The sequence below is a fragment of the Nocardiopsis changdeensis genome, from assembly GCF_018316655.1.
GTDB classification, from domain to species: Bacteria; Actinomycetota; Actinomycetes; order Streptosporangiales; family Streptosporangiaceae; genus Nocardiopsis; species Nocardiopsis changdeensis.
On sequence record NZ_CP074133.1, the window covers coordinates 4,410,890 to 4,427,323 of the forward strand.

The 16,434-nt window shown below is 74.6% G+C and carries 4 protein-coding genes; 2 read left to right on the forward strand and 2 right to left on the reverse strand.

Annotated elements, in window-relative coordinates; translation table 11 throughout:
- Positions 1–333 precede the first annotated feature (333 nt).
- Both KGD84_RS20300 and KGD84_RS20305 read right to left on the reverse strand, forming a co-directional pair.
- The gene (locus KGD84_RS20300; RefSeq protein ID WP_220561982.1) at positions 334–2,394 is read right to left on the reverse strand and encodes an acyltransferase family protein; all 2,061 of its coding nucleotides are present in this window, start codon (positions 2,392–2,394) and stop codon (positions 334–336) included.
- 333 nt (positions 2,395–2,727) lie between these two features.
- Positions 2,728–3,531 carry an SAM-dependent methyltransferase gene (locus KGD84_RS20305; RefSeq protein ID WP_220561983.1) on the reverse strand — a complete coding sequence of 268 codons (804 nt, stop codon included), beginning with the start codon at positions 3,529–3,531 and terminating at the stop codon, positions 2,728–2,730.
- 163 nt (positions 3,532–3,694) lie between these two features.
- Between KGD84_RS20305 and KGD84_RS20310 the strand changes: the two genes are divergently transcribed.
- Together KGD84_RS20310 and KGD84_RS20315 are read left to right on the forward strand one after the other, a co-directional pair.
- On the forward strand, positions 3,695–4,582 hold the full coding sequence (locus KGD84_RS20310) for an alpha/beta fold hydrolase (protein ID WP_220561984.1): 888 nt from the start codon (positions 3,695–3,697) through the stop codon (positions 4,580–4,582).
- A gap of 386 nt (positions 4,583–4,968) precedes the next feature.
- Positions 4,969–16,434 carry a WXG100-like domain-containing protein gene (locus KGD84_RS20315; RefSeq protein WP_220561985.1) on the forward strand — a complete coding sequence of 3,822 codons (11,466 nt, stop codon included), beginning with the start codon at positions 4,969–4,971 and terminating at the stop codon, positions 16,432–16,434.

A 16,434-nucleotide genomic window follows, 5' to 3' on the forward strand; every position in this document is an offset into this window, starting at 1 on the left:
GGGGGATCACCGAGCAGGGGTGCCGCGCCATACGGGCGCGACCGGTGGCGGTCGTCCTGAGACGGAACGGGACATTAGCAACCCGAGACACCCAGGGGAATAGTGACCCAGATCACAAGAACTGCGTCCCAATGCGCACACGGTGCACCTTTGGTGAAGAAGGCGACCTGAAAAACGAGATGTCCTTGTCCGGTCGCGGATCAGAGGTTTGGGGCCCCGTGGGATCCGGAAAGAAAGAGGGGCGTTTCCGAGCCTTCAGAGGCCTCGGACCCACACCGGTCCCCCGGTGTTCGGCGAGTGTTCATCCGCGGCCGGGCGGTCGTCCCGTGGTCGTCAGCGGCGTTCGGCGAGGAGCCAGCGGCGTTCGAGCTCCGGGGCGAGGGTGCGCATGAAGGTGGAGCCGATGTGGCTGCCGTCCCAGTACACGAGCACGTTGCCGATCACCGGGCGGCACACGTCCGCGTCGCAGAACAGGTCGGTCAGGTCCAGCACCGTCACGTTCGCGGGCAGGGCGGCCTCCGCCAGCGGGGAGACCGGTGCCAGGGACCGCTCCGGTTCGGTGGTGCAGGCGTCCGGGTCGGCGGGGTCCGCCTCGGCCAGGCAGCCGGGCACGTCGAACCCGAACCTGGGGGTGTCGCGCACCGCGACCACCTCGATGCCCCACTCCCCCAGTTCGCGCCAGCGCTCCACGTACCCGTCCACGATCTGCTCCTCGCCGAACCCGGCGGAGGCGTCCAGGCTGGTGGTGGTGCCGGTGGTGAAGACCGTGTCGGGCCGCAGCCGCTCCAGCTCCGCCATCACCCCCCGGTTCCACTCGGCGCAGGAGGTGTAGGGCTCGCCCTTGTAGACCTGTGGGGCGTCGGTGAACAGGCAGGCGCCCTTGACGATGTTGAGCAGCCGCCAGTCGTTCTCGACGGCGATGGCCTCCAGGGCCGGGAACCAGTGCGCGGCGTGCGAGCCGCCCACGAGGGCGACGGTGCGCTCGGCGTGGTCGGGCCCGTAGTCGCAGACGATGACCTCGGAGTCCATGGTGGTCTGGTTGCACCCGTCGGCGTAGGTGACCGGGGCGTCCTCGGCGGCCAGGGACACCGGCGGGTAGACCGGCAGGTCCGGTGCCGCCGCGCCGCCGTCGGTGGCGGCGGCGCCCGGGTAGCCGCCGCCGTCGGCGAGCAGGGCGTCCCAGCGGGCGCGTTCGGCCTCCTGGGCCTGCGCCCAGGCGCCCGCCGCGCCCAGGGCCGGGAGGAGGCAGGCCAGTGCGACGGCGGTGCCGCGCAGCACCGCCCGGCGGCCCGCCCCGCGCCCGAGCCCGGCGAGCCGGTCGGCAAGCGGGGTGGTCGCGGCGGTGGCCAGCAGCGACACCGCCAGGATGACCGCCCCGCCCTGCGGGGTGGCCAGGTCGCGGTCGGTGGCGGCCAGGTAGAAGACCAGGATCGGCCAGTGCCACAGGTACAGGGCATAGGAGATGGAGCCGAGGTAGCGCAGCGGCCGGGAGGACAGCACCCGGTCGACGCCGACGGCCTCGCCTGCGGGCGCCCCCGCAGCGATGACGGCCGCGGCCGCCAGGGTGGGCCACAGCGCGGCGAAGCCCGGGAACGCCGTGGACACCTGGAGCAGCGCCCCGCACAGCACCAGCGCCGCCAGCCCGCCCCAGCCCAGGAGCAGCCGGGCGGTGCGCCTGGGTCGCAGGGCCGGCAGCAGCAGGGCCACCAGCCCGCCGAGCGCGAGCTCCCACAGCCGGGCCCCGGTGTCGAAGTACGCCCACGGCTGGTCGGTGCGGGTCGTCACCACCGAGTAGGCCAGGGAGAGCGCGAACACCGCCGCCAGCGCCCAGAACAGCGGCCGGCGCGGGTCGCGCCCCCCGCGCCGGGCGAGCAGCACCGCTCCCGCGATGAGGGCGGGCCACAGCAGGTAGAACTGCCACTGCACCGACAGCGACCAGAAGTGCTGGAAGGGGTCGGGGACGCCGGTGCGGGCCAGGTAGTCCACCGAGTCCAGGGCCAGGCGCCAGTTGGTGTGGCCGAGCAGGGCGGCGACCGCTCCCCCGGGCGCCTCGCTCCACTGCGACCGGGGCAGGAACAGCCAGGTCCCGGCCAGGGTGAACAGGACGACCAGGGCCGCGGGCGGCAGCAGGCGGGCCGCCAGCCGGGCGAGGAACGCGCCGTAGCGGATGCCCGGGCCGGTGGCGGCGCGCAGCAGGGAGGCGGTGACGAGCAGGCCCGTGAGCATGAGGAACACGTCGACGCCGCCGGAGACCCGGCCGAACCAGATGTGGTAGGCGGCGACCAGGAGCACGGCCACGGCGCGCAGGCCCTCGATGCCGGGCCGGTGCCCGCCGGTGCCGACCTGGACGGGCCGGGCCGGGCCGGTCCCCTCGGGGGAGGTGGGAGAGGGCACGGGTGCTCGCTTTCACGGTGTGCGGGGGAAGGCGAACATCGTGCCCGACCGGGGTGACCCGGGGGGATACCCCTGCTGAACGGGCCGTCACCGCTGTGTCACGAGTGCCGGTGGCGGGGGTGGCGGAGGGCGAGGGGCCGGTGACGGGACCGGTTCCGGGGCGGGTCGCGGGGCCTCGGGGGCGGGGCCCGGGACCGCCTGCGCGCGTCCGTCCGGGCCGCCGCCCGCCGCCGGTCCCGGAGGGCTGGAGCCCGCCGGCCGGGGACCGCGGGCCGGGGCCACCGGCAGCCGGGGGCCGGAACCCGTCGGCCACAGGCCGCCGCCGGCCGGGGGTCAGGGCTTGCGGGCCAGCCCGCAGTACTGGTCCACGTGGGCGGGGTCGCCCACCTCGGTCCCGTCCGGCCGCCACAGGGACGCCGAGACCACACCCGGTTCCACGAGTTCGAGCCCCGCGAAGAACCCGGCGATCTCCTGCGGGGTGCGCAGGTGGTAGGGCAGCGCGGCGGTGTCGTTCCACCGGCGGGCCGCCTCCACCATCGGTTCGCTGGTGTCGGTGCCGTCGCACAGGGCGAAGAAGCTCCCCGGGGGCAGGGCGTCGATGTAGGCGCGGGTGAGGGCGTAGGCCTCGGCGGTGTCCTCGGTGTGCCCCATGGTGCCCAGGACCGTCAGGCCGATGGGGCGGGTGAAGTCCAGGTGGTCGCGGGCGGCGGCCAGCACCTTGTCCGGTTCGCGCAGGTCGGCGTCGACGTAGTGGACGTCGCCCGCGCCGCCGGTGAGCAGCGCCCGGGCGTGGGCCAGGACCATGGGGTCGTTGTCGACGTAGACCACGGCGGCGCCGGGGTCCACCCGCCGGGCGACCTCGTGGGTGTTGTTGTGGGTGGGCAGGCCGGTGCCGACGTCGAGGAACTGGCGGACGCCCTCCTCGCGGGCCATGTGGGTGACCGCTCGGATGAGGAAGCCCCGGTCGGCGCGGGCGGCCTCGACCATCTCCGGGTAGGCGGCGAGCACGTAGTCGCCGACCTCGCGGTCCACGGGGTAGTTGTCCTTGCCGCCGAGCCAGTAGTTCCAGACCCGGGCGGAGTGGGCCGCCGTGGTGTCGATGGGGGGCGGGTGTTCGTCGGATGAGGGGTCGGTCATGGTGTGCGTGGCCTCCGTTACCGTGCGACACCGGCATTCTCGTGTCCCCGGGGGCGCCCGCGCAACGGGGTCCGGGCGACGGGAGGGCCCGGCGGTACGGGAATCCTCCGGCCGTCCGGGGGCCGGCGTGCGTAGGGTGGGCGGCGGACGGAAGGGAGCCGCCATGGACCACCTCGTACCGCCCGGGGCGCGGGAAGAGTACGTGGACGTCGGGGTCGGGCGCCTGCGGGTGCTGCGGGCCGGCGGCGCGCGGCCCGGACCTGCGCCCCTGGTCCTGCTGCACGGCAGCGGCCCGGACGGCGCGGCGGTCTCCTGGTACCGGCTGCTGGAGCCGCTGTCCGCCGACCGCCGGGTGTGGGCGCTGGACCTGCCCGGGTGGGGCGGCAGCCTGGAGGCCGGGCCGGTGGGCGGGCCGCGGGAGCTGGCGGCGGTCGTGGACGAGGCGATGGGCGCGCTGGGGGTGGAGCGGGCGGTCGTGGCCGGGGTGTCCATGGGCGGGGACATCGCGCTCAACCTGGCCCTGGAGCAGCCCGGGCGGGTCGCCGGGCTGGTCCTGGTCGCCTCCGCCGGGCTGGTGCCGCGGCTGCGCGACCGGTTCACGCAGGCGGGCGCCTGGGCGGCGGTGCACACCCCCGACCCTCTGGTGCTGCCCGTGCTGCGCGCGGTCGACCGGTATTTCCCCGAGATGTCCGTGCGGGCCGTGGTCCGGAACCCGGCGGCGATCCCGGCGCCGGTGGTGGAGGAGTTCACCCGCCTGATCCGCAGGCCCGGGTCGCAGCTGGGCCACCTGGGGTACAACCGGGCCACCGTGGGGCGGCGCGGGATGCTCAACGACCTGAGCGGCCGGGTGCACCGGATCGGGGTGCCCGCCCTGTTCTTCCACGGGGAGGACGACCCCCTGGTGGACCCGCGCGGCTCCCGGCGGGCCGCCCGGCTGATGCCGCGGGCGCGGCTGGTCACGGTGCCGGACTGCGGGCACTGGGCGCAGGTGGAGTGCCACGACCGGTTCCTGGCGGAGGTGCGCGCGTTCCTCGGCGCGGAGGGCCTCTGACCCGGGCCCGCAGCGGGGCCGGTCGCCGTGGGATCGGCGGGGCCGGACGGGGCAGGGGCCGAACGGGGCGGAACAGGGCTGGGCTGGCAGGACGGGCCGCACCGCCGGGCGGGTGCCCCGGAGCCGTCCCGCCCGGCACGGCGCGCGGCACACCGGCACGGCGCGCGGCGGTCCGCCGCGCCCGGATGACCCGTCCCCCAGGGGTTCGCGGCCGTCCGGTCAGCGCCGGGTGCGCGCCCGGTGACGGCCGGGCGAACACTCCGGGAAGGACCGCACGGGGCCCGTTCCGGGGCTCCGTCCCGCCCTAGGATCGTCGCGTCCGCCGGGCCCCGCGGCTCCCGGCGGCGGGCGACCGGCGGCGGAACGGATCGGGGGCGGGGACGCGCATGGGGATGGAGATCCCCGACGGACTGGCCGACCTCTTCTACGGCCTCACCGGCACCGAGTGGCCGAACGTGGACGAGGACAGGTTGCGGGACGTCTCCGACATGTACGCCACGGTCGAGTACATCCTGGCGACCGAGCTGCCCGAGCTGATCGTGGTGCTGCGCCGCAAGGTGCGGTCGACCTTCGACGGGCGCACCACCGAGTACTTCGAGAACTCCCTCGCCCAGTTCACCGCGGGACAACGGGACTACGTCGGCGAGGCCGCGAAACTGGCCGGGGAGATCCGGGCGTACGCCAAGGAGTCCGCCAACCAGGTCGAGTACGCCAAGTGGATGATCATCGGCCAGCTCGTCCAGCTGGCGCTGGAGATCGCCTGGGCGATCGCGATGGCGAAGTTCACGTTCGGGGCGTCGCTCGCGTGGATCTCGATGTTCAGGTTCATCCGCAGCCAGGCGATTCGGCGCATCCTCAACTGGCTGGTGTGGAACCTGCTGAGCCACCTGTTCGTGGCCCAGCTGTTCGGCACCACCATGGACCTGCTCATCCAGCGCATCCAGATGGACCAGGGCAACCGGGACGAGTGGGACAAGGAGCTCACCCGGATGGCCGCCGCGGGCGCGTTCGTGGAGGGGCTGCTCAGCGCGGGCCTGTCCATGGGCGCCGACCTGTTCCTCAGCAGGCAGCTGGCGGACCTCTTCGGGAACAACCTCCCCGATCCCCCCGTTCCGCCGCCGGTCCGCGACATCGTCCCCGAGCCGCCGCCCGGGCCCGTCGGCCGGGGCCCGGAGCCGACCCCGGACCCGCCGCTGCGGGACGTCCCCGAGACCGTCCCGGACGGCGCGGGCTCCGGCCCGTCGGGACCGCCGAACGTCCGCGACGACGCGGGAGGCCCGCCCGGGCCGCCGAACGACCCCCCGGGGCCACCGCCGGGCGAGGGGCCCGGGCGCGACGGGGCGGGACAGGACGGCCCCACGGTGACCTGGCCGCCGGGGAGCATCACGCCGGAGTTCAACCGGGACCTGGTGACCCTGTTCGCCCGCAACTCCAACGAGTTCACCGGGCCCGCGCAGCGGCCCAACACCGCGAGCAGCGGCATCGGGCACGGAGAGCGCTTCATCGACGGGGCGGGGAACGTGTTCGCCCGCCACTTCGGGAACGAGCTGGGCGATGACGCCGCCAGGGCCCTGGGCCGCGAGTACGCGGAGACCCTGCTGCGGACGTGGAACACCCCGGGTGCGACCTCTGCGCTCGACGACGTGCTGGGCGGCGCGCCGCTGCCGCAGAGCACCCGGGACCACCTCGCCCGCGACGTCCCGAACGCCTTCGCCGACACCGTGGCCGAGTTCGGGACCCGGTGGCGGGACCGGTTGACCGCGCTGGGCATCGGCGCGGGCTCGGGCGCGTTCGAGGGCTACATGGGCGAGGGCCTGACCAACCTGCTCTTCTCGCCCGAGCAGCAGTGGGAGGCGTCGGGGATGTCGGCGGTGGCGGGCGCCGCCACCTCGGTCGTGCACGACCTGGCCGTGACCGGCGGGCTCAGGGCCATCGACGCCCTCGACGACCTGCGCGATCTCAACAACACCCCGGTGGACCTCCCGGAGCCGGACGGGTCCGGGCCGCGCGGGCTCGGCCCGGACGGGGAGGACGCCGGCGACCGGCCGTTCGCTCCGGGGCCGGGAGCCGGAGGGAGCGGGTTGTCGGGATCCTCGTCCGGGAACGGTGAGGGGCCGGTCCTGCACCTGCGGGGTGGAGGCGGCGACGACATGTCGTTCGACCTCGGATCCGAATACGGAACGGACGACGAGTACGGATCGGACTACGGGTTCGAGTCGGACGACGAGGACGGTGAGGGGCCGGTCCTGCACCTGCGGGGCGGGGGCGGCGACGACATGTCGTTCGACCTCGGATCCGAATACGGAACGGACGACGAGGACGGGGACGGCGCGTCGGTGTCCGGCCGGTCGGAACGGTCGGAGACCGGGAACGCCCCCGCCGGTCCCCCCGGGTCCGGCCAGCCGGGCGCTTCGGAGGCGGGGTCGGGGTCCGGTTCGGGCGGAGGGGACCGGTCGCCGCGCACCGAGAGCGGCGATCCCGACACACGGCACATGACCACACCCGTGCCGGAGGGCGGGAGCGGGCGTGGGCCGACCGGTGCCGGGCCCGGCTCGGGCACGGGTACGGCCCTGTCCGGGAGCGGGTCGGAGAGCGGCTCCGGCCGAGGGGACGATGGCGGTCCGGCCGGCGAGAGCGGTTCGGCCGCTGAGAGCGGCGCAGCCGAGAGCGGTGCCCCCGAGGACGTGCCCGCGGAGTCCGGCGCACAGGAGGACGACTCCTCCGCCGCGCCCCCTCCCCCGGCCGCCGAGGAGGAGGGCGGCAGCGCCGCCACCGACCGGGACACGGAAGAGGGCACCCGGGAAGGCCAGCGCGAGGCCGCTTCGGAGGAAGAGGGCGAGGATCCCCAGGAGAACCAGCACGAGACCGCCCCAGAGGAAGAGGGCAGGAACACCCGGGAGGACCACCGCGAGAGCGCTCCGGAGGAAGAGGGCGGGGGCACCCGGGAGAACCAGCGCGAGGCCGCCCCGGAGGAAAGCGTCGAAACCCCCGCCGAGGGCGGGGACGAGTCCTCCGCCCAGGCCCCGGAGGGGCCGACCACGCCCCCCGACGGGCACGCCCCGCCTCCCGGGGAGTCCTCCGATACGCGGGGGGACTCCGCCGCGGCGTCCCCCGAGGGCGAACGCGGCCCGGTGTTCGGCGACCGGACCGAGCCGTCCCAGGCCGTGGGCGAGAGCGGGAACGGGGAAACCAGGAACGGCACGCCGCCCGGTACCCCCTCCGGCGACGGGCCGTTCCGCCGGGAGGGCGCCCTCACGGACCCGGACGACGCGGGGGGCTTCCCGCCGCCGTCCGCTGCGTCCGGCTCCCCGGAGCGGCGCGGGGGCGGGGTGGACCTGGACCTCTTCTTCAGCTCGCTGACCCCGTCGGGCGTATCCCCCGCCCCCGAGGACACGACCCGCGACCCCGGCCGTTCCGACACGGCGAAGGAGCAGGAGCGGAGCGGTGTCCGCCGCGAGCGGCGGGTCCGGTTCGCGGACGAGCCGGTGTACATACCCATCGACACCGAGTCGGCTCCCGCCGCGGAAACGGCCGGGGGCACCGGAGGGGGACTCGATCGCGGCCCCCTCACCGTCCCGAACGTCGAGGGGCGGCCCCCGCGGCTGGAGAGCACGCCGGAACCCGGGGAGTCCGACACCGCGTTCACACCCCCGGCTCCGCCGCAGGGTGAGGAAGCGGACACCCGGGATCCCGCGCTCACCGACGAACACGACCGCGCCCCGTCACCGCCGCCGGGCGAGGAGGACACGGACACGCGGAGCCCCTGGGAGACCACGGAGCCCCCCAAGGCCCCCTCCCCGCCGCCGAAGGACGAGGACGCGGACACCGAGGCCACCCGGACCACCCCGCCCGAGGAGACCCGTACCGAAGAGGCCGAGGACACCCGCACGGAGGAGACCGAGGAGACCCGTACCGAAGAGGAGGAGATCACCAGGGTCCCGCCGCCTCCCCCGCCCCCGCCCGGGGAGGAGGACGAGGTGGGCACCGAGGTCCCGACCGAGGAACCGGACGGCACGGAGGAGGGCGCGGACCCGCTGCGGCTCAACTACCTGATCGAGTCGCGGTGGATCGAGTCCTACGGCGTCCGCGTGGACCCGGACGCCGTCCTGGACACGCGCCCGGACCTGCCCGCGGACGTGCGCGCCTCCCTGCACACGAGGCTCGGCACCGACCCCCGCGACTTCTTCTCCCGCGACGGGGTCACCGAGACCTCCGCCGACGGAACCGCGTTCACGCTGCGGCTGCGTTCCGACGACGACTGGCACGAGGGCGGCCGGAACCGGGGCGGCGCCCCGGTGGCCAAGTACAAGGGCCTGCACGACATGCAGACCCAGGAGTCGCGGGGCGAGTCGGGGCTGGTCGGCTCCGCGCGCCGCCCGGTCGTGGCCTTCCAGGCCAACCTGCTGGGCGTCAGCGGGCTCCCCGCGCCGGCCGTCGGCTTCCGGGCCTCCGCCTTCGGGGGTTCGGCGATCCAGCAGCAGTCCGGCGACGGCGGCCACACGCAGCTCCTCACCACGGAGATGACCGGGGAGGGGACCACCTACAGCAGCACCCTCACCGCCGAGTGGACCCCGCACCGGCCGCCCCCGCCGCAGACGGCGGGCGGGAACGACCCGGCCGACGGTATGGACCTCGGCCCGGTCCGGACCGAGACCCGGCTCGACGACGGTGTGGAACTCGTCCTCATGGGCGGGTTGAAGCGGCGCGACGACCTCCCCCCGCGGATCACGTTCACCGACCCCTTCCACCCCCCGGCCACGGCCACGGAGGAAACCGCGTCCGGGGACGGGTCCCGGGCCGAGGGAGACCCGGCCGAGGGCGACCCGCCGACCGGGGCACCGGACGCCACGAAGTACGGCGGCTACCTGGCCAACTCCCACCCGATCTCGATCGAGTCCATCACGCGCCGCGCCGAGACCCCCGGGGAGGGCACCGGCACCGGCACGCCGCGCGGGGGCCGATCGCGGTGGCGGGGCCTGCTGCCCCCGTGGGGGACGCGGTCCGCCGAGCCGGCCGAGGCGCCCACCGGTCTCAACTCCTGGGTCGCCGACCGTCTGGGCTTCGAGGCCCCCGGGGAGGGCTCCAACACCCGCCGGGTGCTCCACCGGCCGCGCCCGGGCAGCGACGAGCCCAAGGTGGTGACCCACCCCAAGACGGGGTCGCGCGCCCTGCGCCGCGAACTGGACCGGCGCGGCGTCCTGGAGGTGTTCGCCGACGACATCGTCATGACCCAGCTGCCCACGATGACGGACGAGCCCCGGACCGTGCGCGTCCCCGACGCCGGGGGCGGGACGCGCCTGCTGACCATCTGGGCCCCGCCGACCTCCATGGAGCTGGTCCCGGAGACCCCCAGGGACTTCAACATGAAGTTCACCGACCGCTACGCCCGCGGCGCCTCGGTGCTCGCCAACCGGCTCAAGGGCTTCTTCGTGGCGGTGTCGGGCGGCGTGGTGACCCGGACCCCGGGCGACGCGGTCCGGGTCGACGCGCCCTACTTCGAGACGCGCTTCCAGCAGGTGTGGTCCAAGGGCCGGGGGCGTTCGGGCAACACGTGGGACGCCCACCTGTTCCACAGCACGGACACGGCCGTCTACCGGACCCGGCGGACGATCGCCGTGTGGCTCGACGGGGACACAGAGCCCACGTACTTCGACGCGTCCTCGCTGGAGGCCGTCACCGCCGACGACGTCCGCCGCCTCGACGGGGAGCGCCCCGAGACGGAGGACCTGGAGCGGACGGGCGACCCGTTCCTGGACCGCGAGGGGGGTCCGACCCACCTCGGCGACGCGCTGGTCCGCGACGTGACCCACGCCGACGGGTCGGAGGTGCGCGCCGAGGACGGGGAGCTCCCGCAGTCCTTCTTCCGCGACTTCGCGCACAGGCTCCTGACGGAGATCGACCGGGAGTACCCCGGCCTGGTGCTGCCACACCTGGCGGTCCCCGGCACCCCCGAGCCCGCCCGCTCGCACGCGGGCTGGAACCACCGGCGCAACCGCAGGACCGCCGAGCTGAACACCGAGAAGGTCCTGGCCCAGGTCAACTCCTCCTCCTTCCGAGCCGACCGGGACGCCTGGCTGTCCGGCCAGGTCGAGATCAAGCTGGTGGAGACGAAGTTCCTGCCGTTCCGCAACGAGATGCGCGAGCGCAGGTTCACCGTGCCGGACCACATCTCGGTGTGGCCGCGGGTCCGGGTCACCGGCTACTCCGAGGCCACCACCCCGCTGGACTCCTCGCACACCGGCAGCACCACCGGGGCGTCGTCGGGCATCGGCCGCAAGTCCGACAAGGTCACGACGGTCACCGCCGAGGGCCGGACGGGGGTGACCCTGCGCAGCATCTCCGCCGGCGTCGACTCGTTCGGAACACCCGCCCGGGCCGGGGGCGTGTACTTCCGGGCCGCCAACGAGTTCCGCTCGCGCAAGCAGAGCGAGTACGGGGTCTCGGCGGCCTCCGAGACCAACGTCAAGGACAAGAGCGGGAGCAGGGTGCTGTTCGCCGACGTGGAGTTCTCGGCGTGGATGGGGCCCGACGACTCCGTGGTGCCGCGCTCCTCCCGGTGGGAGGCGCCGTCCCGGACGGGGATGGGGCGACAGCTCTTCGGCGACGGCGACGGCGTGCCGGACCCGGTGCGGGCCCGGGTGGAGCTGCACACCCCGCGGACCGGTCAGCGCTTCACCCTCGACACGCCCCCGGCGCAGGCCCCGGAGCCGCCCAGGAGGCTGCCGCCGTCCCAGGCGGAACGGCTCTTCGACCGCGGCCCCTCGGCGTTCCTCAGTGAGAACCTGGGCCTGCTCCCCCCTCCCCCCGGGCAGGGGCCGGAGACCGTCACCGAGAGCGGGGAGGGCACCGAGGAGGCCGAGGGCACCACGGCCGTCACCGCCCCGGACCCGGGGAGCACGAATACCGGGAACACGGGCACGGGGGACACGAACACCGGGAACACGGGCAGGGGGGTCCCGGACCCGGGGAGCACGGACACGAGGGCCCAGGACACGGGGAACACGGGGAACACGGGCACGGGGACCTCGGGGACCGGGACCCGGCGGACGACGGAGACGGCACCGCCCGGGGAGCGGACCACCGGCACCCCGGCCGGCCGGAGCGGCCGCCGCCGCACCCCCGCCCCCGAACCGGAGCTGCGGATCGACCGGACGGACCGGGCGCGGCGCCTGTCGGGGCTGTTCTCCAGCGTCCAGGCGTTCAACCCGGCCCTGATGCGCCGGGGACCCGAGATCATCACCGTCTCCTCACTCACCTACGCGAGCCTGGACCGCGACCACTGGGCGTTCTCCCGCGCCGCGTCCTCCCGGGAGGGCGCGGCGGCGATCATCGCCAACCACACCTCTCCCCAGTCCCTGGCCGCCTCGCCGGGGATCCAGCGGGACGGCGGCTCCCGCTTCCGGGTGCAGCTCGACGACGGCATCGCCCCGTGGCGGACCCGGCCGACCACGGTGACCTGGTACGTGCCCACCCACGTCGCGTCGGTGGTCCTGCGCGAGTTCGCGGTGATGGAGCCCAACCAGGTCAAGGAGATCTCCTACGGGTTCGACACGAACCGGGACTCGATCTTCAGCACCGTCCTGATCGCCCGGGGGGTGTTCAGCTCCCAGCCCACCGCGGAGACCGCCGAACAGGCCCCGCGCGGTTCCTCCGCGCCCATCGCCCAGCCGGGCGTGGAGCTGCGGTACACCCCCCACGGCCACGGGCGCGGCGAATCCACCTCCGTGTCCTTCCGCACCCGCCGCGAGGTCAAGTTCACCGGTTCCACCTTCGAGTTCGTCACCCACGGGGTCGTCCTCCAGGCCACCGAGCACAAGAAGGACTTCGACTTCCTGTTCTCCGTCCCCCGGTCGCCCGGGACCGGCGACCACACGGCGTGGACGTCCCAGGTCCGCGACGCGCAGAAGGTGATGGTCCCCGCGCTCTGGGTCTTCGCGGAGGGGCTCGTCGACGACCACCTGACCTGGGGGCCGGACGGCCGGGTCCACAAGAGCCCGCACCCGCCGCCGCAGGGGCCACACCGGCAGATGGTGCTCAAGCCGGACCTGGCCGGGAAGGGCTACGACTCCCGCCCCGTCCAGGTCGCCTCCCTCGTCTCCGAGCTGGAGCAGCGGCTGCGGCGGGGAGGCTGGGAGCTGACCACCCACTCGCGCGAGGACCTGATCGAGACGGTCACCTCGGACCTCAACCGCGGGATGACCCACCTGTCGGGCATCGAGGTGCGCGTGGTCCCGACGGACACCCGGTGGGAGTCCTCCGAGCGGACCCCGCGCATCAAGGACCGGTCGCGGACGGCCACCCTCGACCTGGACCTGCGCCCGCTGGGGTCCCGCGTGGAGCAGATCGGCGGGAAGATGGAGTTCGTCGACCGCAACATCAAGGCGACCTCCTCCTCCGAGAAGGAGACCACGTTCCGGGGGTACGGGCACGGCGCCGGCATCGACCTGCTCGCGCCGATCGGCAACCGCGAGGACCCCGCCACGGGCCGGCAGGTCGGCGCGATCAGCGCCGGCGGCACCCCCGCGTACCGGCGGCAGACGCTGGTGGAGGACTCCTCCTCGCGGAGCCGGACCCGCGAGGAGACACAGGAGCGGGTCGTGTTCACGCCCTTCGCCGTGGTCACGACGCCGACCCGGGTGGACGCGAGCCTGCGCATCGGCGACCAGGTCTTCACCACGTCGGTCCTGGACCGGCAGGCGCAGGCGGTCTACCCGCTCCCCTACCTGGAGACGCTCGGCCCCGGCATCGGCTCCGCGCCGACCGGGACCCCGTACACCCCCGCGAACTTCGACCACACCGGGACCGAGTCGTACCCGGACGACTGGGCGGACCTGCACCGGGGGCGCGACGGGCACGGGTACCAGGACGGCACGGCGGGGCTCGACTCCGTGCCCGTGGCGATCGAGGGGGAGGGCCGCGGCGTGCTCGACGCGGCGGTGGTCAACGCCGCGCTCCTGGCCGGGTGGACGCGCACGGGCGGCCCGGGCCTCCTGGACCCCGCCGAGGTCGACGCGGCGGCCCGGTTCCTGGACCGGAGGATCACGGACCTGGAGCGGGCCGCCGGGATCACCGTCCGCCGGCACGAGATGCTGCTGCTGTCCCTGACCCCCGAGGCCACACAGGACGCCGCGGTGCTCGCCGAGTACGGCGACACGGTGGTCAAGACGCGGGCGCTGCTGAACACGGACGGCGCCGTGATCGAGGGGGTGAGCAGCGACAGCCGCGCCCGGGACTCGGACCAGGAGGGCACCCGCCGCTCCCAGAACACCTCGGAGAACCGGGCGCAGAACGCCGGCCTGGGCGGCCAGGTCACGGAGACCGCGCGCCCGGCGGACCGCCTCCGGGAGAACCTCGACGCCGACAACGCGGCCCTGAGCGGGGCCAAGGACGGGGTGTCGTCCGGCCAGCGCGAGGGGGCGCTGGCCGAGGGGCCGGGGGCCAGGCGGATGTTCCTGGTGCGGGTTCCGGCCCGGTGGCTGGTGTGGGCGGAGAACACCGCCGAGCCGGGGACCCCGCCCGTGGGGAGCCAGAGCGACTCCTCCGTGCTGCGGTGGGTGGACGAGGACCGGGCGCGCGCCTGGGGGCTGGACACCGGCGCACCGGAGATCGACCGGTACGCGGAGGCGGAGGCGGCCTTCGCCAAGGCCGACGCGGCCTATATCAAGGCGCGCGGGGAGCTGTTCGAGTTCGTGAACCGGGTCGACCCGGACCACGCCGACGACACGCTGCGCATCGACTACCAGGAGCGGGACGAGCGGTACCGCGAACTGGAGGAGGCCAGGAACCGGGCGATGCGGGAGATGGTCGACGCCCTGCGCGACCTGCGCGCGCTCAACCCGCGGACGGCGGAGAGGCCGACGGAGGCACCGGTGGAGGAGGTCACAGAGACGGCGGTGGAGGAGCCGGGGGTAGAGGAACCCCCGGTGGAGGAGCCGACGGAAACGCCGGTCGAAGAACCCGCAGAGGAGATCACGGAAACCCCGGTCGAGGAACCGGTGGAGGAGGTCACAGAGACACCGGTCAAGGAACCCGCGAAGAAGGCCACAGAGACGCCGGTCGAGGAGGAGTCCACGAAGCCGGTGGACACCTCCGGCGAGGAGACCACCGTGGTTCCCGGTGAGGAGTCCGCGGTCACTCCCGACGAGGAGGCCACCGTGCCCCCGGCGGAGGAGACGGTCGCGGATCCGGCGGAGACCACCGTGGTCGATCCGTCGGCGGAGACCACCGAGGACCCCCTCACCCGCCACGAGGAGGAACACGGCCCCCGGGAGACGGAGAAGGCAGAGGAGGGTGACGCCGAGAGCGACCTCTACGACGCCACCCCGCCCGGCTCCCCCCGGGTCACCCCCGTTCACGTCCCTCTGCCGGACCCGCCGGTCGACCCTGCCGTCACCGACCCCGAACCGGAGCCGGAGAGCACCGGGACCACGAAACCCGCCGAAGGGGAACTCCCACCGCTCGAACCGGAGGTCACGGTGACGGCCTCGGAGGAGGGCACCACCCGCACCGAGGGCGGGGAGGAGGAGTCCGCCCTCTCCGCGCCGGAGCCGCACACCACCACGACGGCCGTGGAGACCACCGGATCGGAGGAGAGCCGTGCACCCGAGTCCCCGGCTCTCCCCCTCCCCCACGAGACCGGCACCTCACCGACCACGGACACCGCCGACCGGACGGGCCTCGGGCCGGACGAGAGCGGGCGCGGCACGGACCCGGCCGAGGGGACCGCACCGGCCGAGGGGCCGGGGGTCCTGGGCACCGACGGCATCCGCCGGTTCCCCGGCGAGGCGGGCCTTCTGGAATACGGCAACCTCCTCCACAACCCCGACTTCAACCCCAACACCCACGACGCGCTCCCGCCCCGGACCCGCCGGTACGTGCACGCCTACACCGCCAGCAGCTGGATCAGCCAGTTCTCCCGCCTCGAACCCCTCAACGAAGCGACCGTCCAGGCCGAACTCGACCGCCGCCGCGAACAGAGCCGAACCCGCCCCGGCTGGCAGTTGTACGAGGCCAACCACGGCCGGTGGCCGGCCCTGCACACCCTTCCCCGACTCCTCAACAGCGGCACCCTCACCCCCGAACAGGAGGCGATCGTCCGCGACGTCCTCGACTCCCGCCACCCCGAGGCCGCCCTGGAGAACCTCTACCGCGACGCCGGTCCCGCCGGCGAGATCGCCGAAACACTCCCCGACAAAAGAGGACAGGGCCTCTACCCCGACGCGCAGCACGTCCTCGACATCATCGAGCACCTGGACGACGCCACCGACGCCCCCCTGCCCGAAGGCGTCGAGGCGGTACGCGGCATCTACGGCTTCGACCACCTCGTTCCCGGCAGCACCGTCAACCCGGCCCTTCTCATCGGCCGCACCTTCACCAGCCCCGGGTTCATGTCCGCGTCCCTGGGCTCCCGCCCCAGCGCCGCCGGGGGCTCACCTACCGACCTCATCCGCCTCGTCCTCCCGCCGGGGACACGGGGCCTGTGGGTCGGCGACCGCAGTCTCCACCCCCACGAGCGCGAGGTCATCCTGGCCCGCGGCACGACCTACCGCATCGTCTCCTACGAACCCTGGGGCCGCGGCTACGTCCTGTACGCCGAGGTCGTGCCCCCGGAGCACACCGCGCCGCCTCCGACCGAGACGGCGGAGGAAGCGGACACCGAGGAGCCGGCCGACGGAGAGGGTACGCCCACGGTCGTGCCCGTTGGCCCGCCCGGGACCTCGCCGACGCAGTCCGACCAGGAGCGCCAGGAAACGCTGAACAGCATGTTCTCCGACGCCCTGACCCCGCCGCCCCCACCCCCGGGCGGCCCGGAGCACACCGATTCCACGGCCGGGGAGGAACCGCGCGGATAG